Here is a 20,449-nt window from a genome sequence, read left to right as displayed (position 1 = left end):
AATAAATGTGATAAAATAAACACCATGAAAGAAATTTTACATAAAAGGAGGAGGCTTCGCGTGAATTTTACGAAGTCTGAACAATTATATCAAGAAGCGCTTGAACATATCGTCGGTGGTGTCAACAGCCCTTCTCGTTCATATAAAGCTGTCGGAGGCGGTGCACCCGTCGTGATGGAAAGAGCGCAAGGGGCATACTTTTGGGATGTAGACGGCAATAAATATATCGATTATTTAGCGGCGTACGGCCCTATTATTACCGGACATGCTCATCCACACATTACAAAAGCCATTCAACATGCGGCTGAAAATGGTGTTTTATACGGGACGCCAACACCGTATGAAATTACGTTCGCGAAAATGTTAAAAGAAGCGATCCCTTCCCTAGAAAAAGTACGTTTCGTCAATTCAGGAACAGAAGCTGTCATGACGACGATTCGTGTCGCACGCGCTTACACCGGTCGTGATAAAATTGTAAAATTTGCAGGTTGCTATCACGGGCATTCCGATCTCGTTCTTGTTGCGGCTGGTTCTGGCCCATCTACATTAGGTACACCTGACTCAGCAGGCGTACCAAAAAGCATCGCTCAAGAAGTCATTACTGTTCCTTTTAATGACGTAGAGGCTTTTAAACAAGCGATGGATCGTTGGGGAAGCGAAGTAGCTGCCGTTCTTGTTGAACCAATTGTCGGTAACTTCGGGATCGTCGAACCGAAACCAGGCTTTTTACAAGCGATCAACGACATCGCTCACGCAGCTGGCGCCCTTGTCATTTATGATGAAGTCATCACTGCTTTCCGTTTTATGTATGGCGGTGCTCAAAACTTGCTTGGAATCGAACCAGACTTAACAGCACTCGGAAAAATTATCGGTGGTGGTTTACCAATCGGTGCATACGGCGGTAGAAAAGACATTATGGAACAAGTAGCCCCATTAGGTCCTGCTTACCAAGCAGGAACGATGGCTGGCAATCCAGCCTCTATATTAGCTGGTATTGCTTGTTTAGAAGTACTACAACAAGAAGGCGTGTACGAACATCTCGATCATCTCGGCGCAATGTTAGAGGCAGGTATTTTAACTCATGCCAACACATACGATATTCCTGTAACAATTAATCGCCTAAAAGGCGCGCTCACCGTATACTTTACGACAGAAAAAGTAGAAAACTACGAACAAGCGGAACGAACAGACGGAGAGATGTTCGCTAAATTTTTCAAACTCATGCTCCATCAAGGCATCAACCTTGCCCCTTCAAAATATGAAGCATGGTTTATTACATTAGCTCATACAGAAGAAGATATTGAATACACAATCGAAGCGGTAGGACGCGCATTTAAATCCTTAAAAAATGAATAAATATACAATTATAACGAGGTAGGAAATCCATTCCTCCCTCGTTTTTTATGCTCAAAAACAATGTAAACGCTTACATTATTCGTGAACGTTTTGTTACATGAACTGAATATTGTATCCAAAAATATGAATAAATAATTGATTTTCTTCTGCAAACATGCTAATATAGACTATAAAATTCAGAAAATTTTATTTCTTAAAAAAGTTTTGTGTGGGAGGTGGCGAAGGCGCGAAGCGAACGATAGTCGCTTGCAAGCCGCATGCTATGAAACAACAATGGAATCCAACTTCATTTCAACACTTTGATGAACATGAACACGATGCGTGTGGAATTGTCGCTGCGGTTGAAAAACGACGCATTCCGACAAGAGAAAACATTACAACGTGTATTAACGCCCTCGTCACAATGAATCATCGCGCTGGATTCATCAATGGAGAAGGAGATGGCGTCGGCATTCATATTGACATTCCAAAGGCGCTTTGGAAAGAAAAATTTGCTGTTGCCCAACTTAATCCTCAGCTCGTCGATCGCGACGATTTTATCGTTGGTCATATATTTATTACACGAACAACGAATGTGGAAGAGAAACAAGCACGTATGCGTCAACTGTTTGCTCAGTTCCAATTGACGCTCATTTTTGAATCTGACCGCGTTACATCTTCCTCAGCGCTCGGGCCAATTGCTTTACGTGAAGAACCAGTATTTTGGCAAGTTGCTCTTTTACCAAATCAAAAAGGAACATTATCTAAAACGTTATTTGAATTAACTGTTGAAATAGAAAAAGACGAGCATATTCATGTCGCTTCGTTAAGCAATCACCATGCTATTTATAAAGTAATGGGGGCTGGAGATATTTTACCAAAATACTATCACGACTTATCAAGCCCTCTCGTTGCATCAACGATGACGCTTGGTCATAATCGCTATTCAACGAATACGCTGTCAAACTTTTTCCGTGTGCAACCGTTTAGCGTCCTCGGCCATAACGGTGAAATTAACACAATAGCTAAACTACGTGAAGAAGCAACAATGATTGGCGTTCCGCTCACAAACGGCGGAAGCGATTCACAAGACTTAAGTCGGACGATGGAAACGCTTATTTATCGGGACGGCTATACGTTATTTGAAGCGATGGACTTTTTATTCCCGCCAATTGTAAACGAAATCAAGCATTATCCAGCCCATTTACAAGATTTATATACTTACATTCGCGAAGCTTGGGGACATTTTGCCCAAGGACCGGCAGGCATTATTTCACGTCATGCGGATGAAGCGGTGTTTAGCGTCGATGCACTTGGATTACGTCCGCTTTGGAAAATCGAAACAGAACACCGTTACGTATTTGCTTCTGAACCAGGGATTATTCCAGCTTGCGAATATACAGGAGAACCAAAACCGCTCGCACCTGGAGAGAAAATCGGCTTAAAATGGCAAGCGGACGGAACGATTCGTATTTACGAATACGCACACTATCAGCAAGAAGTATACAATCGTATTCGAAATCGTTTAAACATCGAGAATATGCGTCATCGTTTACAAACACCTTCACTAAAACCATATGTGCTCGTTGCTCAACCACCAAAAGTGCACAACGGGCAATACGCTGCATTCGGTTGGGATCGCGAACATATTCAATTGCTTGAACAAATGGCAGAAAAAGGGGCAGAGCCTATTCGCTCACTTGGTCACGATGCTCCGCTGGCAGCGATTGACCCTGAACGAAAAAATATTGCTGATTTCATTAAAGAAAGTGTTGCGGTTGTTACAAACCCGGCCATTGACCGCGACCGCGAAACAGAACATTTTTCTACTCGCGTTGTCGTCGGAAAAAGACCAAGTATCGTCTCAAACGAAGAACATCCGTACACCGTTGAGCTTCTTTCACCGATTTTAATCGAAGGAAAACTTGGAAACGAATGTGCAGAAACGTTGCAACAGCCATCATACGATCAGCTCGTTCATGCATTTGAAGAAAAGCAACTAACGTACTTTATATCAGCGACTTTTTCTGAACATGAAACGATTTCAACGGCGCTTCATCGTTTAAGCGAAGAGGCATGTGAAGCTGTTGAAAATGGAAAAACGTTACTCATCATTGACGATGCGACAGCGCATCAAAGCGGACATTTATGGATTGATCCACTCCTTGCCGTATCGGCCATTGATCAAGCATTGACAAAAACAAACTTACGAAGAAATTGTTCGCTTCTTCTTCGTTCCGGAGCGATTCGTTCATTGCATGATTTCATCGTTACTTACGGACTTGGTGCAAACGTCATTAGCCCGTATTTGATGTTTGCGACAGTTGCTGATTCGTCAACTCGACCAGCCATTCATTTGTTCCAAGCGTTAAATAAAGGGCTCGAAAAAGTCATTTCAACGATCGGTATTCACGAGTTGCGCGGATATAGCCGTCTATTTTCGTCTATCGGATTGCATGAAGAAGTCGCAGCTGTATTAAATATCGTGAACTTTTTTGGTTCGGATTCTCTTGCCCAAGATTTCGAGGCATTAAAGCAAGATGCGCTCGCACGAGCAAAAGATTTTGAAACTGAACAAGCAAAGTTACGAAAAACGTTTCACGTATTCCCACGCATTTGGAAAGCGATTGGCGAAGTGGCGCAAACAGGCTCATACGATCAATACCGCGAAAAATTAACAGAAATTGAAACTGAAACACCGACGGCTATTCGCCATTTAACCGACTTAAAACAAGCAAACGTGCCAGTGAAAAAAGAACATGTCGACATTTCGGTCGGTGAACATAGCTTGCCGTTTGTCATCGCTTCGATGTCATTCGGATCACAAAACGAAATTGCGTTTCGTGCTTATGCCGAAGCAGCCAACCGTCTCAATATGATTAGTTTAAACGGCGAAGGCGGCGAAATTAAAGATATGCTCGGCAAATATCCGCGCACGCGCGGCCAACAAGTCGCTTCTGGACGATTTGGCGTCAACGCTGAACTACTTAATTCATCGAATTTACTTGAAATAAAAATCGGGCAAGGCGCAAAACCAGGTGAAGGCGGTCATTTACCTGGCTCCAAAGTAACAGCGAAAATTGCTGAAGCACGCAACGCAACGATCGGATCTGATTTAATTTCACCGTCAAACAACCATGATATTTATTCGATTGAAGACTTAGCCCAAATGATTGCAGAACTAAAAACAGCAAACGACCAAGCAAAAGTGGCGGTAAAAGTACCTGTCGTCCCTAATATCGGAACGATCGCTGTCGGCATCGCAAAAGCTGGCGCTGACATTATTACACTAAGTGGCTTCGATGGTGGCACGGGAGCAGCACGCATCCATGCTATTCAACACGTCGGCTTACCTGTAGAGATTGGCGTCAAAGCGGCGCATAACGCCCTCTTAGAAGCAGGATTGCGTCATCAAGTAGAAATTTGGGCAGACGGCGGTATAAAGAGCGCGATGGATGTTATAAAAGTAATGCTACTCGGTGCCAATCGCGTCGGCTTTGGAACGTTAGCGATGATCGCAATCGGTTGTACGACATGTCGCGGTTGTCATTTAGATACGTGCCATGTCGGGATCGCTACGCAAATTGAATCGGAAGCACAAGCAAAAGAACACGGTTTGCGTCGCTTCGTTCCAAGACAATTCGAGCAAGCAGTACAAAACTTAGTTCGTTTCTTTACAGCATTCGGTGAGGAACTTAAAGCGCTCACTGCATCGCTCGGTTATACAAACTTGCAACAACTTGTTGGTCGCTCCGATCTGCTTGAACAAACACGTGGCCGAGATCGCCTCGATTTAACGACGTTATTAAAACCGTTAGACATCGGCCAATGGTACCAAAAAGAAGTAGCTGCGACATCGGAAGAAGGAAAACTCGCTGTTGCTGCTGGTGCTGAATATTTAGATTACCACGTTGAAGACTTGCACCGTTCACGTGAATTTTCAACTGTCACTGCTGAACAGCGTGTGCTCGGTAGCCGTGTTGCATGTCATCGCGTGCGCGGGCGATTAGATGGATCGTATAAAAAACTTCCGAATATTTCTCTGCGTTATAAAGATGGCTCGGTACCTGGCAATGGGCTTGGTGCGTATAACGTCACCGGCATTCATATCCACGTCGATGGTGGAGCACAAGATGGCGTTGGGAAAACATCATTTGGTGGCGGTATCTTCGTCTTTAAATCAAAAGGAAAAGACGGCAGATTTTACAACGGATCGGTCGGAAAAGGGTTTGGCTACGGAGCGCAAAAAGGACTATTAGTCGTGCAAGGAAATGCCGATGCGCGCGCAGGCATTCGCTTGTCAGGAGCTGATATGATTATTGGTGGTCAAGTGACAAAACCAATTCCTGAAATGGAACATGGTAATATCGGTGTCAACGCAAACATTAAAGGGTTTGCCTTTGAATATATGACAAACGGACGCGGGCTCGTTCTCGGCGACCCAGGTCCATGGATTTGCGCAGGAATGACAGGTGGTGTCGTTTATTTGCGTCATCAACCAGAAATGGGCTTAACAAAAGCGGCGCTTGAACGTCGAATCGCTAAAGGAGCAAATGTCACGATTCAATCGCTGAACGAAAAAGGAAAAGCGGACGTCAAAGAACTACTTAGCACATATATTGATTTGCTTATCGAACATGAACAGCACGATGAAGCAGCAACACTTCAACCGTTGTTGCAACAACCAGAGCAACACTTTTTCCAAGTCATTCCGAAAAAAGAACAAGCTGATCCGTCTGTGTCAACGGAATAAACATAAAAGAACTGCCTCAACAATAAAATGGGGCAGTTCTTTTAATTTTTTTCCTTTTTTCTTGATATACTGACGAAAAACATGTATATTTGTTTGTTGTTCTCACAAGATGATAAAAAGGAAAGGAATTTGAGCGACGATGAGACTTGGAGCCCGCGTCTTTAAAACCGGGATTGCGATTACGTTTGCATTAGTTTTAGCGAAATTACTTCAATTGCCTTCTCCTGTATTTGCTGGCATTTCGGCTGTATTTGCGATGCAGCCGACGATTTACCGTTCATATTTATCTTTAATTGAGCAAATACAAGCTAACGTCATCGGTGCGATTTTCGCGATCGTTTTTACACTTATTTTCGGACACGATCCGTTTATTATCGGGTTAACTGCTATTTTAGTTATTGCGTTGTTTCTTCGTCTTCGTTTAGAATCTTCTATTTCTGTCGCACTTGTGACGGTTATTGCCATTATGGAATATACAGAACAGCATTTTATTGAATTTGCACTTATTCGCTTCTCGACCATTATGCTAGGCGTACTTGCAGCGTTTGTCGTGAATTTAGTGTTCCTTCCACCAAAATATGAAAAAAAGCTATATACAAAAATTGTTGAATATACGGAACACATTTTGAAATGGATTCGCATGAATGTTCGACATGCCTCTGAGCATCATTCACTGAAAGAAGACATTGAAAAATTAAAAGAAAATATGATGAAACTTGATCAACTTTATTTACTTTATAAAGAAGAACGGACGTATTTTCGTAAACATAAATATAGTAAATCGCGTAAACTCGTATTGTATCGCCAAATGATTGTCGCAACAAATCGCGCCCTAGAAACGTTAAAGTTGCTGCATCGTTTAGAAAATGAGTTGGCACATACATCTCCGGAACTTCAAGATGCCATAAAAAACGAACTCGACTGTTTATTAAACTACCATGATCAAATATTGCTGAAGTTCATTGGAAAAGCAAAATCTGATCCACAGTCACAATTTGCGACAGAAGCGTGTTCTGGAAAAAAAGGATTAATTCACTCGTTTCTAAACCATTACGCCGAACAAAGTGTTCAACAAGAAAATTATCAACTTTTTCCACTTATCGGAGCAATTATTGAATATAGTCACCAACTCGAACATTTGGACACGCTCATCGAGAGCTTTCACCATTACCATAAAGAAGAACATGTCGTCCCTACTCCTGAACAAGAATAAAAGATGTCCCGACACACGGGGACATCTTTTTCACTTTCCATACATAATAAACTTTTTATACCAATGTTCGACCACTTCGGGAGCAAACGGTCCCTTTTTTTCTGTAATCCATTGAACTAATTTTTGAATATTATTTTTTAAAATTTTATCAATAATTTCAGGGTAGCCCATTTGTTTGCGATGTCGTTCATATTCATCACGATCTAATATTTCATATTGACCGTTCGGAAATACTTTAATGTCTAAATCATAATCAATATATTTCAGCGCTTCCCCATCCCAAACGTAAGGCGAGCTCATATTGCAATAGTAATACACACCTTCTGGACGAATCATGGCAATAATGTTAAACCAATGTTCTGCATAAAAAAAACAAATGGCCGGCTCACGCGTCACCCACGTTCTCCCATCTGATTCTGTCACAAGTGTACGATCGTTGCCACCGATCACTTCATCTTCGCTTCCTTTTAAAACGACTGTTTCTTTCCATGCACGATGGATATGACCATCATGTTTATAACTATGAATTTGAATGATCGCCCCTGTCTGTGGATAATCCATACATATTCCCTACTTTCATTCGACGCTTTTTCCTCTATTATAACGTTAATAAGCGAGGAAGAAAAAGAGCATCGGACGAAAACCGATGCCCTTTGCGCGTTATTGATTTTTCTTTGCTTCTGATTTTGCGTTTTGTTGTTTAACGTGTTGAACATCTGTTTCAGTTGAAAACTCTGTTCCATACTGGCCAGCATTTTGTTGTTTAACATGTTGAATGTTTGTCCCTGCTGCTGTTTTGTTTGGTTTCACGATACTCACCTCCACGCTTATTACTTTGTATCATTCGCTCAAAAAATATCCATATGAATAATTTTTGTTTTGCTCCCTACACTACATAAAGAGGTGAGAATAATGTATATTGGCCGCGATTTAGCAGCTTTGCAAATGATTTCAAAACAGGAGTGGAAAGATAGCGAGTTAGCGTTTTTTCATCATGCCCTTCAACAAGTAACGCCATATTTAAATGCAGAAGGACAAACGATGCATCGTGAAATTATTGAAGAAATTGAAGCAAGAGGCGGTTTCCAGCGAAGCGAAGCAACATATACAAATGGAACACGCGTATTTTATGAGTAAAGGCAAACGCCTTTACTCATATGCTTGCCATATTTTTTGATATATGACTGGAAAAGCATATTGTTTTAGTTCATCAGCTGTTACCCATCTGGTCGTTTTCTCATCGATTTGCAATTGAAGTGCCCTTGCTTTATATGCTTCAATATGCCAAACGATATGAGAAAATACATGCTCAAATGTATCGATTCGTTCCATCGAGCGGATGAAAACATGGTATCGTTCACTTATTTCTTTTATAAATTCCTGTTCATTCAATGTCGGAGCATGTTCGTCATTTGGAAATTGCCAGAGATTCGCAAGCAATCCGCTACTTGATCGCTTTTCAATTAGTATACGCCCTTCTTCGTTAACAAGTACGACAGCACGAAAGGCCACGTGCTTTGGCGCTTTCGCTTTCGTTTTTATCGGTAGCTGTTTTTCTACCCCTTCTGCAAACGCGCGGCAGTGGCGTTGAACGGGACATAATAAACAACTTGGATTTTTCGGCGTACAAATAAGTGCGCCAAGTTCCATTAACGCTTGATTAAAGTCAGACGGATTGTCATGTGCAATAATATGGGATACAATTTGTTCAAACTTTTTTCTTGTACTCCCTTTCGCAATGTCGTCTGTAATATAAAAAATACGCGATAATACTCGCATCACATTTCCATCTACCGCAGGCTCAGGAATATCGTAAGCAATGCTTAACACCGCCCCGGTTGTATATGGTCCGACGCCCTTCAATGAAGAAAATTGTTCCTTAGACGCTGGCACACATCCATCGTACTTTTCTTTTACTTCTTTTACTGCTGCATGTAAATGGCGAATACGGGAGTAATATCCGAGCCCTTCCCACACCTTTAACACTTCTTCTTCCTCTGCGTCAGCTAACGCGTCTAAAGTCGGGAACTTTTCAATAAATTGATAAAAGTAAGGGATGACCGTATCGACACGCGTTTGTTGCAGCATGACTTCTGATACCCATATTTTGTATGGATCTTTTTCTTTACGCCACGGTAAATCACGTTTCTCCGCTTGAAACCACTGAATTAAATCGTGCTGAAATAACTCAATATGAAAATGTGCCAATATTTGTTGTAAATTTTCTTTCACGTTCATTCCTCCAAGGTGGTAAACTAAAAGTAAGTTCAATCGGAAAAAGGAGGCCTTTTATTTGGATACTGGTACACACGTTTTAATGGGGTTTGCATTAGGTGGATTAGCCACGTTAGATCCAACAATCGCTCATGATCCGACACTTGCTCACGCTGTGCTCATCGGCACGCTCGTTGGCTCGCAAGCACCTGATATCGACACGATTTTAAAATTAAAAAATAACGCCAAATATATTCGCAACCATCGTGGCATCACTCACTCTATTCCTGCTTTGTTTGTTTGGACGTTGCTCATTAGCGTCGTTCTTTTTTATGTGTATGACACGTCCTTTTTTCACGTGGCACTTTGGACATGGATTGCCGTTAGTGTACATGTATTTGTTGACATTTTTAATTCGTATGGTACGCAAGCGTTACGTCCTTTCTCAAAGAAATGGATTGCCCTCGGCATCATTAACACATTCGATCCATTTATTTTTATTATCCATGTCGCTGGTGTTGTATTATGGCTGAGCGGACACCATGCAGGATATACGTTTCTTTCAGTTTACATCGTGCTCATTGGTTACTATATCATTCGCTATCGTCAACAACAAGCGATAAAACAAAAATTAAAACAAATGTTCTCGGATGTCGAACAAATCATTACCGTACCGACAATAAAATGGAACGAATGGCATTTGGCTGTCACGACATCGACCCATTTTTACGTGGCGCGAGCACAAAGCGGAGCAATCGATGTACTTGACGTTTTCGAAAAATGTCCCGTTCCAAACATCTCGGTCATTGAAAAAGCGAAACAAGATGAAAATTTAGCTGCCTTTTTGTCATTCTCGCCCGTATATCGTTGGGAAATTCATGAATATGACGATCATTATGAAGTGCGTTTCATTGACTTACGATATCGAAGCAAAGATTATTATCCTTTTGTTGCGGTCGTACAACTTGATCGTAACCTTAATATCGTTAGTTCATATACAGGCTGGATTTTTAGTGAGAAAAAATTGCGCAAAAAACTAGAACTTATTCCAAGCTAAAGTAGGCGTAAAGTCATCCCTCTCGACAAATACTATACGTGTGCTTTGAAAGCACGAAATGAACGTCTGGGGGGACTAACATTGAGCAATAAAGAACGCGGCTTTCCGAACCAAAACAACGAAAAATTAGAAGGCGAGCCACGCGCAAAAGCGGAATACGCATCGAAACGTGCGAACGGCACAATTAATACGCACCCTCAAGAACGAATGCACGCATCAAGTCAACGGGGCGACATCAAGGAGGAATAAAATGGGTAAACATTGGCGTAAAAAATTTTATGATAACCGTTATTCCGATCCTTTTCCACAACCATGGGCAAACCCGAAACACGCCCATGCGCAAGTAAACGGTGAAACACAACAATCGCAAAGTTTAATGATTTTACATTCTGAAGTAAGCAAACGGAAAATTTAAAATGAAAAAGAGGTTGACAAGCGTGTCAACCTCTTTTCTTTAACAACGAAATCGGTAGCGCGACTTCTATGTTTGGATCGTTTAAACGATAGCCCCATGCGAACACACCATTCATATATTGAAGTTTAAATAACGACTGTGGATCCCCTTCAATTTCGTAAAATTCTCCCGGTTGAAAATCATTTGGATTTAACAAATACGCTTTCGCCATCGCAATTTTCCGTTCATATACTGCATATTCGTTCACCATTCCCATTTGTTCTGCTTTTCGGGCTTTTTCCGTCAACGTGGCGATCTCTTGTTTTAATTCCCATTCGCTCATTTCACTATACCGTTTTTGTTCCATTCTTCTCACTCCACTTTATGACAGCTTCATGTTCATCGTACCATAAGTGAAGCTAAAATACATAGATCAAAATAAGGCTAAAAATTCCCGTCATCAATACGTAATAAAGCATCGGAATGAGCGTCATACGAATAATTGTCCCTTCTTTTCCAGCTAAACCGACGACGGAAGCGGCAGCAACAACGTTTAGTACACAAACCATATTCCCCGCATTCGCCCCTAACATTTGTCCAGCGATAACGATATGATGAGGCACTTGAATTTGATCAGCAATGCTAAATTGAAATAATGAAAACATCATGTTACTAAACGTTGCACTACCTGAAATAAATGAACCGAGCGCCCCAATTAAAGGAGCAACTAACGGCCAAGCCGCACCAACCGCCCCTGCGACCATCGATGCTAGCTCAATCGGCATACTTGCCAGCCCGGCGTCATTTATACCGGAGTTAATGAAAATTCGAACCATCGGCACCGCCGTTCCGAGCGCAATGGCGCTACCGATGAGCGTATATGCTGATTCTTTTATTGTTGTCACAACATCTTCGCGCTTCATTTTATGCATAAACACTGTAATGAAGATGACGACAAGAAAAATCGTTCCCGGTAAATATAACGGCTCAATCGATGTGCTAATGTTCGTTCCTAAAATGTTGTTAAACTGTAGTTTTACCGAACGAAGCCATGTTTTTAACGGTAAATTTTGAAGGCGAGTTAACACTAAAATAAGCGCAACTAAAATATACGGCATCCATGCAAGTAAAAGCGGCATGTCACTTTTTTGCACGTTCGTTACTTGTTCATGTACATCTGTTTTCTTAAAATCCCATGGCTCTTTCGGTAATAAAAATCCTTTTTTCGCCGCTGGAACGACGATCGCTAAACCGATTAATCCACCGATCATCGATGGAAACTCTGGTCCAAGAAAAGAAGCAACGAGAAACGCAGGAACGGTAAAACTAAGCCCTGCAAATAAGGCAAATTTCCAAATTTCTAATCCTTCTTTCCACGAACGATTTTCACCAAAAAAGCGCGTTAAAATAAGCACTAAAATAAGCGGGATAAACGTACCGATAATAATATCAAACGACACCGCTTGTTTAGCTAATGTTTGAAGAAATGATGATAAATCCGCTGTGCCGATAACATGTTGCACTCGTTCGGCAACAGAGTTTCCTTCCCGAAGCCCTTGATCGACCCCGACAATAATCGGTGTGCCGACAGCTCCAAACGAAACAGGGCTACTATCTGCAACGAGGGCAACAACAACCGCTGCAAGTGGCGGAAAACCTAAAGCGACAAGAAGCGGAGCACCGATCGCTGCAGGCGTTCCAAAGCCTGCCGCACCTTCAATAAAAGCACCAAACAACCATGCAATAATGATAACTTGCACACGGCGATCACGCGTAATACCTAAAAATCCACTTCGAATCGTATCCATTGCTCCACTTTTTGTCAACGTGTTTAACAATAAAATGGCACCAAAAATAATCCATAAAATTGAGATTGCTACAATGACGCCTTCAATTGTGGCAGCTGCTACTTGAATGCCGGGCATTTTCCAAACAAATAACGATAAAACAACGGTAATTAAAAAACTAATCGGCATCGCTTTGGCCGCTGGGAGACGCAGTAAAACAAGAAAAATAAAGACAGCTAATACCGGTGTAGAAGCTGTAATCACTTGTAGAAAGCTCATATTGTTCCCCTTTCTTTGTTGTAATATAATGACATAAGACATTATACTACATATTTGTGCATATATTCACAATGACATTTGACTACTTCTTGACAACTGTTTATGTATACGTTTTCCTTGTTTTTGTAAATATATCACATACGGAAGGATGAAAATCATGGAAAGTATCGTTATTACAGGAGCTGGGACAGGGCTCGGAAAAGAACTTGCACTTTTATATGCACAAAAGGGATACGAAATCATTTTAGTCGGGAGAAGAAAAGAACCATTGCAATGTGTTCAACAACAAATTCAATCATGTAAAGGAAGGGCAGTCGCTTTCCCGCTTGATATTACAAATTATGAACAGGTTCACCAAACAGCTGAAGCACTTTGTCATACATACAACATTACGATGCTTATTAACAATGCAGGCATTGGCCATTTCGGCCCACTAGAACACATGACGGAGCAACATATTCACGAAATGATTGATACTAACGTCAAAGGCACGATATATATGACAAAAGCGTTTCTCCCATATTTTAAAACGTTACCTGAAGCCAATATCATGAACATTATTTCAACAGCCGGTTTGCGCGGTAAAGTAAACGAAAGTGTATATGTCGCAAGTAAATTTGCTGTACGCGGTTTTAGCGAAAGTCTCGTAAAAGAGCTGGCGGAAACAAACGTCGCTGTGACGGCTGTATATATGGGCGGTATGAATACACCGTTTTGGGACGATTCTAACCATATTCAAGACCGTTCCCGCCTTCGCTCACCAAAACAAGTAGCCGAAACAATTATAAACGAATATAAACGACAAGCAGAAATTATTGTGGAATAGGAGGAATTAGTCCTCCTTTTTCTTTTCTAAAAATTTTTCAATTAACGAAAGCGAAAAACCTTTTCGGTACAATGCTTGTTTCATTTTTTGTTCATACGTATAACGGTCATATGTTTTGTAGCGACGATGTGCCTTTTCCCCGTGATACATGAGCGCTTCCCATTCCGCTTCGTCATTTGCCGCCACATGTTGTTTTGCCACTTCAACAATATGCGAAGGAAAACCTTTCATATGCAACAATTGCGCAACATATAATTTTTGTTCTTGATGCGACCGTTTTTTCGATTGCTTATTTATTTTTTCAATCCATTTGATCGCTTTATGTCGTTGCATATCTTCCGTATAACGTTCCATCGCTTTTGCGATCACATCGTCACTTATCCCTTTATCCATTAGCTCTTTATAAATCACATAAGGACCTTTCATCGTTGTATTCATTTGTGTTTGTACGTATGCATGTGCAAATTGCTCATCGTCTATATATCGCTCATGTTGTAGTTTTACAATCACTCGTTCAATCGTTTGGGTAGCTATGTCTTTTTTTGCTAAATAATCAACCACTTCTCGTTTCGAGCGCATGCGATAAGCTAAAAAACGAAGGGCCAACTTATACGCTTGTTTTTCGTCATCTTTTTTCATCATCTCTGCCCATTGCTCCGCGGTTACTGCCATTCCCTTTTTTATTCGATATTCAATTAGTATATCTTGATCAACAGACACCACTTGTTTACCGCCATCTTCTTCGACAAAATGAACGTAAAAACGTTCGGCATTTTTTCGATCTACTTCAATTTTTTCAATCCACATCATGAAAACACACCTTTTCTTTCTTTTTTTCTTTGAGCAACGCATAATAAAGGAAAGGAGGGAAAATAATGAATATCTTGATTGCTGGGGGTACTGGGTTTGTCGGCAAGGCGTTAACGACATATTTTTCACAAAACGGGCATCATACGTATATATTAACGCGAAATGCACAAAAACGGGAGAACGATCCGTATATTCATTATGTACAATGGTTAACGGAGGACACTAACCCTTATGAACAACTACCTGCCATTGATGTGGTTGTCAATTTAGCTGGTGAATCGATTAACAGCGGACGTTGGAATGAAACAAGAAAGCGAGTAATTATGGAAAGTCGATTACAAGCAACATACGCGATTTATGATCTGATCGCCAAAATGAACAAAAAACCGAACGTTGTCATTCAAGCAAGCGCCATCGGTATTTACGGTACATCGCTCAACGAAACATTTACAGAACGTCATGAAATAATGGGAACAGACTTTTTAGCACAAACAGTAAAACGATGGGAGGAGGCTGGGCAACGTATTGCATCACTTGGCGTGCGCACTGTATTTATGCGCTTTGGTATTATTTTAGGAAAGGGTGGAGGAGCTCTTCCACGCATCATTCTTCCTTACAAATGGTTTATCGGTGGAACGATTGGAAGCGGGAAGCAATGGATGTCGTGGGTACATATAGACGACGTCATTGGCGCAATCGATTTTGCCATTCGTCATGAAAAGATCTCTGGTCCGGTCAACGTCACCGCTCCATCCCCTGTGACAATGGAACAGTTCGGAAAAACAGTCGCTAACGTTCTACATCGCCCACATTGGCTCCCTGTTCCATCCTTCGCTCTCAAACTATTGTTAGGGGAAATGAGCATGCTTGTGTTGGAAGGACAGCGTGTCATCCCAGAAAAATTACTTCAAGCAGGATATCATTTTTCATTTCCAACTGTTGATCGGGCGTTGGCGAACATACTACAATTGTGACGAATACACTATTCGAAAAAGGAAATAAAGGAGTCTAGCATGAAAAGCATATTGCTCAAATATGGTACAGTATATCCAATTACATCCCCTCCGATGAAAGGAGCAGATGTACGTATTGAAAATGGAAAAATTGCAGAAATCGGCTATAACCTTCCCATAAATGAGGAAACAGAAGTAATCGATGTCTCAGGAAAATACGTCTTTCCGGGGTTTATCGACGTGCATACACACCTTGGTTTATACGACGAAGGAACAGGATGGGCGGGTAACGATGCAAACGAAACAATTGAAACGATGACTCCGCATGTACGTGCTATTGATAGCGTATATCCGCTTGATCCTGGTTTTCGTGATGCGATCGAACACGGCATCACAACGGTTCACATTATGCCTGGGAGTGCGAACGTCATCGGCGGAACGACAGCAGTCATTAAAACACATGGAAAAAATGTGGCAAACATGATCATCCAACAACCAGCTGGCTTAAAAATTGCACTCGGTGAAAATCCGAAACGCATGCATAGCCAAGGGAATAAAGAGTCTCTCACGCGCATGGGCATTATGGGAATGCTCCGTGAAACGTTTTACAACGCTAAATATAGCGATTGTCCACGCGATTTTCGCACCATTCCAATCATTCAAGCATTAAATCGTGAAATTCCGATTCGTGTTCATGCCCACCGTGCTGATGACATTTTATCGGCCATTCGTCTAGCAGATGAGTTTGGGCTTGACTTGCGCATTGAACATTGTACAGAAGGGCATCTCATTGCGGAAGAACTTCATGGTAGAAATTTGCATGTCTCCGTTGGGCCGACACTCACACGCCGTTCCAAAGTGGAGCTAAAAAACAAAAGTTGGAAAACATATAAAATTTTATCCGATGCCGGCGTTCATGTCTCCATTACAACAGACCATCCGTACACGCCAATTCAATATTTGCACATTTGCGCTGCCATTGCTGTACGTGAAGGTCTTGATGAACAAAAAGCGCTCGAAGGCATTACGATTTTACCAGCACGTAACTTAGGAGTAGATGACCGTGTCGGCAGCTTAGAAATTGGAAAAGATGCTGATATTGTCGTTTGGAATTATCATCCTTTTCATTATCTTTCTACCCCTATCCTCACCATGATAAATGGGGAAATAATATACAAAAAAAATTAATAAAAAAACTATTTATTTTTTACATCGTTTCAAGTATGATATAAAAGGTTATACACGAAATATATACGTTCAAAATTATATACTGATGCGACAGTAAGGGAAGGCAAATGGTGCGCCACCAGCAATACGCTGGTTCTAGTGGGTTCGATTCCCACCCCGAAATTTTTTGATTTGCATAAATTAAAAAATTTCGAGGGTGGCTCGTTCCCTATGGTCGACTGCCCTCGTGAATGGAGGGAAATCCGATGTTAAAAAAACGCGAACTGCAAGATTGCCAAGCGTTGTATGAACTTATGGTGCACCCGGACGTCTTCCCTTTCGTGCGCCATAAAGCATATTCATACGAAGAGTTTTTATTTATTACAAAACAAACGATTGAAGCGGAAGAACGCGGTGAACTCATTTCGCGCACTATTTTAGATGAGTGGGGCAATCCAATTGGAACGATTAACTTATTTGATATTGAGGATGGCGCAGGTTTTTTAGGTACATGGCTTGGAAAGCCGTATCACGGAAAAGGATACAACCAACTTGCTAAAGACGCCTTCTTTAACGAACTGTTTTATGAACGTTCCATCAACACAATCTTCATGCGCATTCGCAAAGTCAACGTCCGCTCCACAAAAGCTGCCGAAAAACTTCCTTACGTCACCCTTGCTAACGAAACGAGAAAACCATTATGGGAAGCAATTAATCAAGGTGAAGACATATATAACCTATATGAAATTTCTAAGGACAACTATACACTATATGCGATGCGCCAGCAAAAAGTCGATGATGAACAACAATTAAAGGAAGCGTAACCTGTTCTGTGCGAACAGGTTTTTTATTTGGATAATTTTTTATTTTTCTGTTCATAATGTTAACGTGACATTTTACAAAAGCGAGGGATACATATGACTGACAAAAAGAAACGTGAGAAAACGAAAAGCACGCTATCTAGCGCACAAGAAGTGACATACGCTCGCGACTTTAAACGAGCAGATCAAGCAGGTGGATTTACTGACAAACATGCTCGCCATTAACAACATTGTCCATTCATTTTTTTCGCTATTCATCACATGCTAGTAGCGAAAGAAAGGAGGCGACACATATGGGACGTTCACGTGGTCAAAAAGCGCGCGATAAAAACAAATCAAAAATGCCACAAGTACCAAAAGCGATGAAATCAGACGGTCACGATGTCGAGTTTTCTGCCGAATTTGCCGATCATGAAGACTTAGAGGCACAAGCGCGTGCTGAAGCAGCCGGTATTCGCCAAAGCAAAAGAAGAAAATCATAAAATAAAGAGAAGGTGTCCCGAAAGTTCTAAGGACACCTTTCTCTCATGAATACGTATTTCAAACTTTAAACGTTGCAACCGCATCGCGTAGTTTTTCTGCCATTTCAGCTAACGATGTAGCTGCGGACGTTACTTCTTCACTTGATGCTAGCTGTTCTTCAGAAGATGCGGAAATTTCAGCTGTCCGTTCAACGAATCGTTTCGCAATTGATGATACTTCATCTATAGAAGCATGAACTTGATGAACACCAGCCGACATTTGTTCTGAAACCGCTGATAGTTCTTGAATTTGTTCGTTTACCTGTTCAATTGAAAGCGAAATTTGCTCAAAAAATGTTCCTGTTTCTTCTACCAATTTTGTCCCTTGTTTCACTTCTTCTGTTCCTTTTTCAACAATGTTGACGACATGCCCTGTATTTTGTTGAATCATTTCAATTAATTGCGCAATTTGATTTGCAGACTCACGCGACTGTTCCGCCAATTTACGCACCTCATCCGCTACAACGGCAAATCCTTTCCCATGCTCTCCAGCACGTGCCGCTTCAATGGCTGCATTAAGCGCCAATAAGTTGGTTTGTTCAGCAATACCGACAATGACGTCAACAATTTTGCCGATTTGTGTGGATTTTTCGTTTAGTTCTTTAATGACGGTATTCGTTGCATTCGTTGATTCGTTAATCGTATTCATTTGCATAACGACTTTTCGTAAATATTGTTGTCCAACAGCCGCTTGTTTCGTCGTCTCTGTCGCAGAGTTCGCTACAACAGTAGCCGTTTGAGCCATTCGTTCAATTCCTGCCGCCATCTCACCAATCGCATGCACGCTTTCTTCTGCATGTTTTCCTTGGATTTCTGCTCCTTGGGCTACTTCTTGAATCGCTGTCGTTACTTCTTCTGTCGCTGCACTTGCCTGCTCCGCGCTTGCCATGAGCTCTTGTGCCGAAGCAGACACATGCTCTGTCGCTGCGCTTACTTGTTGAATAAGCTGTTTTAAATTGTGAGACATTCGATTAAACGACTTCGCCAAATCACCAATTTCATCTCGGTTCGTCACATGAATGTCATCAACTGACAAATCACCGTGCGCAATTTTTTCAGCATGATCGGAAATTTGTTTCACTGGTCTTGCGATTTTTTCGCTAATATATAACGCAATGGCAATACTTACAAAAAAGGCAATGCCCATCGTTATAAGCGTCATATATTTCATATCTTTTGCTTGTTGTGATAACGTTTCGCTCATTTTCTGCAAATGTTCGCCTTGTGCCGCTCGCGCTTGCTCCCCCGCTTCAGTTACTTCTAACGTAATGGCATTTCCTCGCTCTTTCATGAGACGTGAAATTTCATCCATTTGACCTTGCTTTTTGAACTCCATCGCCTGTTTCGCAATATCACGATAGTCTTGCTCTGCTTTTACTAAACGATCAATGGCTTGCTTTGCTTTCGCCTCTAACTGTAATGATGCCATTTTCTCTTGATTATCCGCAAACTCGCTCGCTGCTTGTTCAAATGCGGTTAAACTTTCAGGCTTTCCGTTAATTAAATATCCCCGTACGGCAATTTGTTCACGCAACACCGCATTTTGCATATTTGTAACAACATTCATGCGCACAAATCCTTCTTTCATCGCATTGGAATACTGTTCATCGATTTGCTCTAGCCTATTATATGTAAGCATACTTACGACAAAAAATAACAATAATACTGAAAGAAACGTCGCAATTAATTTTTTTCTCACCGTTAAACTCATGATGCTTTCCCCCTGTCATAATAAAATAAAAAAGCTGCCCAAACAAAGTAAGTAGAGGCAGCTATAGTTCAACGTATCCAGAGAATGGAACCTTCTTATACTTCACAAGAAGGGCAACTGGCTGGCATATCTATACACATAGACGTAGCCCCTATAGCTTTGCGCCCTACCCTTTCGAGTAGTTTGCCGATTATTCAATTTTTTACATTTTCATTTTATCACAACAACTATGAAAAAAGAAGTGGGTAGTTGTGACTAAAAGGGCAACATTTTGTATCGTCAATCAGTAGCGTTGCATAAAAAATAAAAACATTTTATGCAGAATTTTCTGAATAAAATATTTTATGATAAACGAAAAACAAGGCAGTAACCAACTAAAGGTGATCACTATCCATTTGGCAATAAATGTATTTGTTTTATTGTTACATGGCTACTGCGCTTCGCCGACTTTTTTCAACTCATTCCCGTTGAATTCGTTCCACCCACACGGTACTTGGTTTCCAAAGAAAAACGCGAAGCCAACGATAAATCTGGGTGAGAGAATGTTTCGATTTCATTTCAAGTTGAATAAGAATGAGTAAACAGTAAGAAATCAGAGCTAAGTAAAC

The 20,449-nt window shown here is 41.2% G+C and carries 20 protein-coding genes and 1 riboswitch; of the genes, 13 read left to right on the top strand and 7 right to left on the bottom strand.

Annotated features, from left to right (window positions below):
* The first annotated feature begins 60 nt into the window (after positions 1-60).
* The 3 genes from ASC42_RS12485 (at position 61) to ASC42_RS12475 (ending at position 7,301) form a co-directional block, all read left to right on the top strand.
* Positions 61-1,356, top strand: coding sequence for a glutamate-1-semialdehyde 2,1-aminomutase (locus ASC42_RS12485; RefSeq protein WP_055442009.1), 1,296 nt, complete (start codon positions 61-63; stop codon positions 1,354-1,356).
* 262 nt (positions 1,357-1,618) lie between these two features.
* Positions 1,619-6,088 carry a glutamate synthase-related protein gene (locus tag ASC42_RS12480; RefSeq protein WP_055442017.1) on the top strand — a complete coding sequence of 1,490 codons (4,470 nt, stop codon included), beginning with the start codon at positions 1,619-1,621 and terminating at the stop codon, positions 6,086-6,088.
* A 139-nt stretch (positions 6,089-6,227) separates the two neighbouring features.
* Positions 6,228-7,301, top strand: coding sequence for an FUSC family protein (locus ASC42_RS12475; protein ID WP_055442008.1), 1,074 nt, complete (start codon positions 6,228-6,230; stop codon positions 7,299-7,301).
* Between the two features lie 30 nt (positions 7,302-7,331).
* Here the strand turns inward: ASC42_RS12475 and ntdP are convergent, their stop codons facing one another.
* Together ntdP and ASC42_RS12465 are read right to left on the bottom strand one after the other, a co-directional pair.
* Positions 7,332-7,862 (bottom strand): nucleoside tri-diphosphate phosphatase, encoded by a 531-nt coding sequence (gene ntdP / locus ASC42_RS12470; RefSeq protein ID WP_055442007.1) that lies wholly within the window; start codon positions 7,860-7,862, stop codon positions 7,332-7,334.
* A 99-nt stretch (positions 7,863-7,961) separates the two neighbouring features.
* The gene (locus ASC42_RS12465) at positions 7,962-8,114 is read right to left on the bottom strand and encodes a gamma-type small acid-soluble spore protein (protein WP_183249149.1); all 153 of its coding nucleotides are present in this window, start codon (positions 8,112-8,114) and stop codon (positions 7,962-7,964) included.
* Positions 8,115-8,213: 99 nt separating this feature from the next.
* On the opposite strand from ASC42_RS12465, the gene ASC42_RS12460 reads away from it, so the two are divergent.
* Positions 8,214-8,438, top strand: coding sequence for a hypothetical protein (locus tag ASC42_RS12460; protein ID WP_055442006.1), 225 nt, complete (start codon positions 8,214-8,216; stop codon positions 8,436-8,438).
* 12 nt (positions 8,439-8,450) lie between these two features.
* Here ASC42_RS12460 and mutY read toward each other — a convergent pair whose 3' ends face one another.
* Positions 8,451-9,539 (bottom strand): A/G-specific adenine glycosylase, encoded by a 1,089-nt coding sequence (mutY, locus tag ASC42_RS12455; RefSeq protein ID WP_055442005.1) that lies wholly within the window; start codon positions 9,537-9,539, stop codon positions 8,451-8,453.
* A 55-nt stretch (positions 9,540-9,594) separates the two neighbouring features.
* Between mutY and ASC42_RS12450 the strand changes: the two genes are divergently transcribed.
* The 3 genes from ASC42_RS12450 to ASC42_RS13825 all read left to right on the top strand — a co-directional run bounded on the left by ASC42_RS12450 (position 9,595) and on the right by ASC42_RS13825 (position 10,987).
* Complete coding sequence (locus ASC42_RS12450) at positions 9,595-10,572, top strand: metal-dependent hydrolase (protein ID WP_055442004.1); 978 nt, start codon at positions 9,595-9,597, stop codon at positions 10,570-10,572.
* An 81-nt stretch (positions 10,573-10,653) separates the two neighbouring features.
* Positions 10,654-10,821: a small, acid-soluble spore protein K gene (locus tag ASC42_RS12445; RefSeq protein ID WP_055442003.1), complete on the top strand. Its 168-nt coding sequence runs from the start codon at positions 10,654-10,656 to the stop codon at positions 10,819-10,821.
* Position 10,822: 1 nt separating this feature from the next.
* Positions 10,823-10,987, top strand: coding sequence for a YpzG family protein (locus ASC42_RS13825; protein ID WP_006322047.1), 165 nt, complete (start codon positions 10,823-10,825; stop codon positions 10,985-10,987).
* A gap of 25 nt (positions 10,988-11,012) precedes the next feature.
* On the opposite strand, the gene ASC42_RS12440 is transcribed toward ASC42_RS13825, so the two are convergent.
* Both ASC42_RS12440 and ASC42_RS12435 read right to left on the bottom strand, forming a co-directional pair.
* A complete protein-coding gene (locus ASC42_RS12440; protein WP_183249096.1) occupies positions 11,013-11,333 on the bottom strand; it encodes a YfhH family protein in 321 nt (106 codons plus the stop codon).
* A gap of 52 nt (positions 11,334-11,385) precedes the next feature.
* Entirely contained in the window at positions 11,386-13,032 is a 1,647-nt protein-coding gene (locus tag ASC42_RS12435; protein ID WP_055442001.1) for an L-lactate permease, read from the bottom strand.
* Between the two features lie 157 nt (positions 13,033-13,189).
* On the opposite strand from ASC42_RS12435, the gene ASC42_RS12430 reads away from it, so the two are divergent.
* Entirely contained in the window at positions 13,190-13,858 is a 669-nt protein-coding gene (locus tag ASC42_RS12430) for an SDR family NAD(P)-dependent oxidoreductase (protein WP_055442000.1), read from the top strand.
* Between the two features lie 6 nt (positions 13,859-13,864).
* Here ASC42_RS12430 and recX read toward each other — a convergent pair whose 3' ends face one another.
* Positions 13,865-14,665, bottom strand: coding sequence for a recombination regulator RecX (recX, locus tag ASC42_RS12425; protein ID WP_055442016.1), 801 nt, complete (start codon positions 14,663-14,665; stop codon positions 13,865-13,867).
* A gap of 68 nt (positions 14,666-14,733) precedes the next feature.
* Between recX and ASC42_RS12420 the strand changes: the two genes are divergently transcribed.
* From ASC42_RS12420 to ASC42_RS12405, 5 genes are all read left to right on the top strand, one after another.
* The gene (locus tag ASC42_RS12420) at positions 14,734-15,642 is read left to right on the top strand and encodes a TIGR01777 family oxidoreductase (RefSeq protein ID WP_055441999.1); all 909 of its coding nucleotides are present in this window, start codon (positions 14,734-14,736) and stop codon (positions 15,640-15,642) included.
* A 39-nt stretch (positions 15,643-15,681) separates the two neighbouring features.
* Complete coding sequence (locus ASC42_RS12415) at positions 15,682-16,809, top strand: amidohydrolase (protein ID WP_055441998.1); 1,128 nt, start codon at positions 15,682-15,684, stop codon at positions 16,807-16,809.
* A gap of 245 nt (positions 16,810-17,054) precedes the next feature.
* Positions 17,055-17,612, top strand: a complete 558-nt coding sequence (locus ASC42_RS12410) for a GNAT family N-acetyltransferase (protein ID WP_032101047.1) — start codon at positions 17,055-17,057, stop codon at positions 17,610-17,612.
* A gap of 93 nt (positions 17,613-17,705) precedes the next feature.
* Entirely contained in the window at positions 17,706-17,834 is a 129-nt protein-coding gene (locus ASC42_RS13820) for a YfhE family protein (RefSeq protein WP_072242748.1), read from the top strand.
* A 68-nt stretch (positions 17,835-17,902) separates the two neighbouring features.
* Positions 17,903-18,091, top strand: coding sequence for a YfhD family protein (locus tag ASC42_RS12405; RefSeq protein WP_055441997.1), 189 nt, complete (start codon positions 17,903-17,905; stop codon positions 18,089-18,091).
* A 58-nt stretch (positions 18,092-18,149) separates the two neighbouring features.
* Here ASC42_RS12405 and ASC42_RS12400 read toward each other — a convergent pair whose 3' ends face one another.
* Positions 18,150-19,841: a methyl-accepting chemotaxis protein gene (locus ASC42_RS12400; RefSeq protein WP_055441996.1), complete on the bottom strand. Its 1,692-nt coding sequence runs from the start codon at positions 19,839-19,841 to the stop codon at positions 18,150-18,152.
* Positions 19,842-19,950: 109 nt separating this feature from the next.
* A riboswitch (cyclic di-GMP riboswitch) is annotated at positions 19,951-20,039 on the bottom strand.
* Positions 20,040-20,449: the final 410 nt, after the last annotated feature.

This window comes from Anoxybacillus suryakundensis, assembly GCF_001418025.1.
GTDB lineage: Bacteria > Bacillota > Bacilli > Bacillales > Anoxybacillaceae > Anoxybacillus > Anoxybacillus tengchongensis.
Note: the sequence above shows the minus strand (reverse complement) of the source record. Positions and strands in the feature narration are given on the sequence as shown.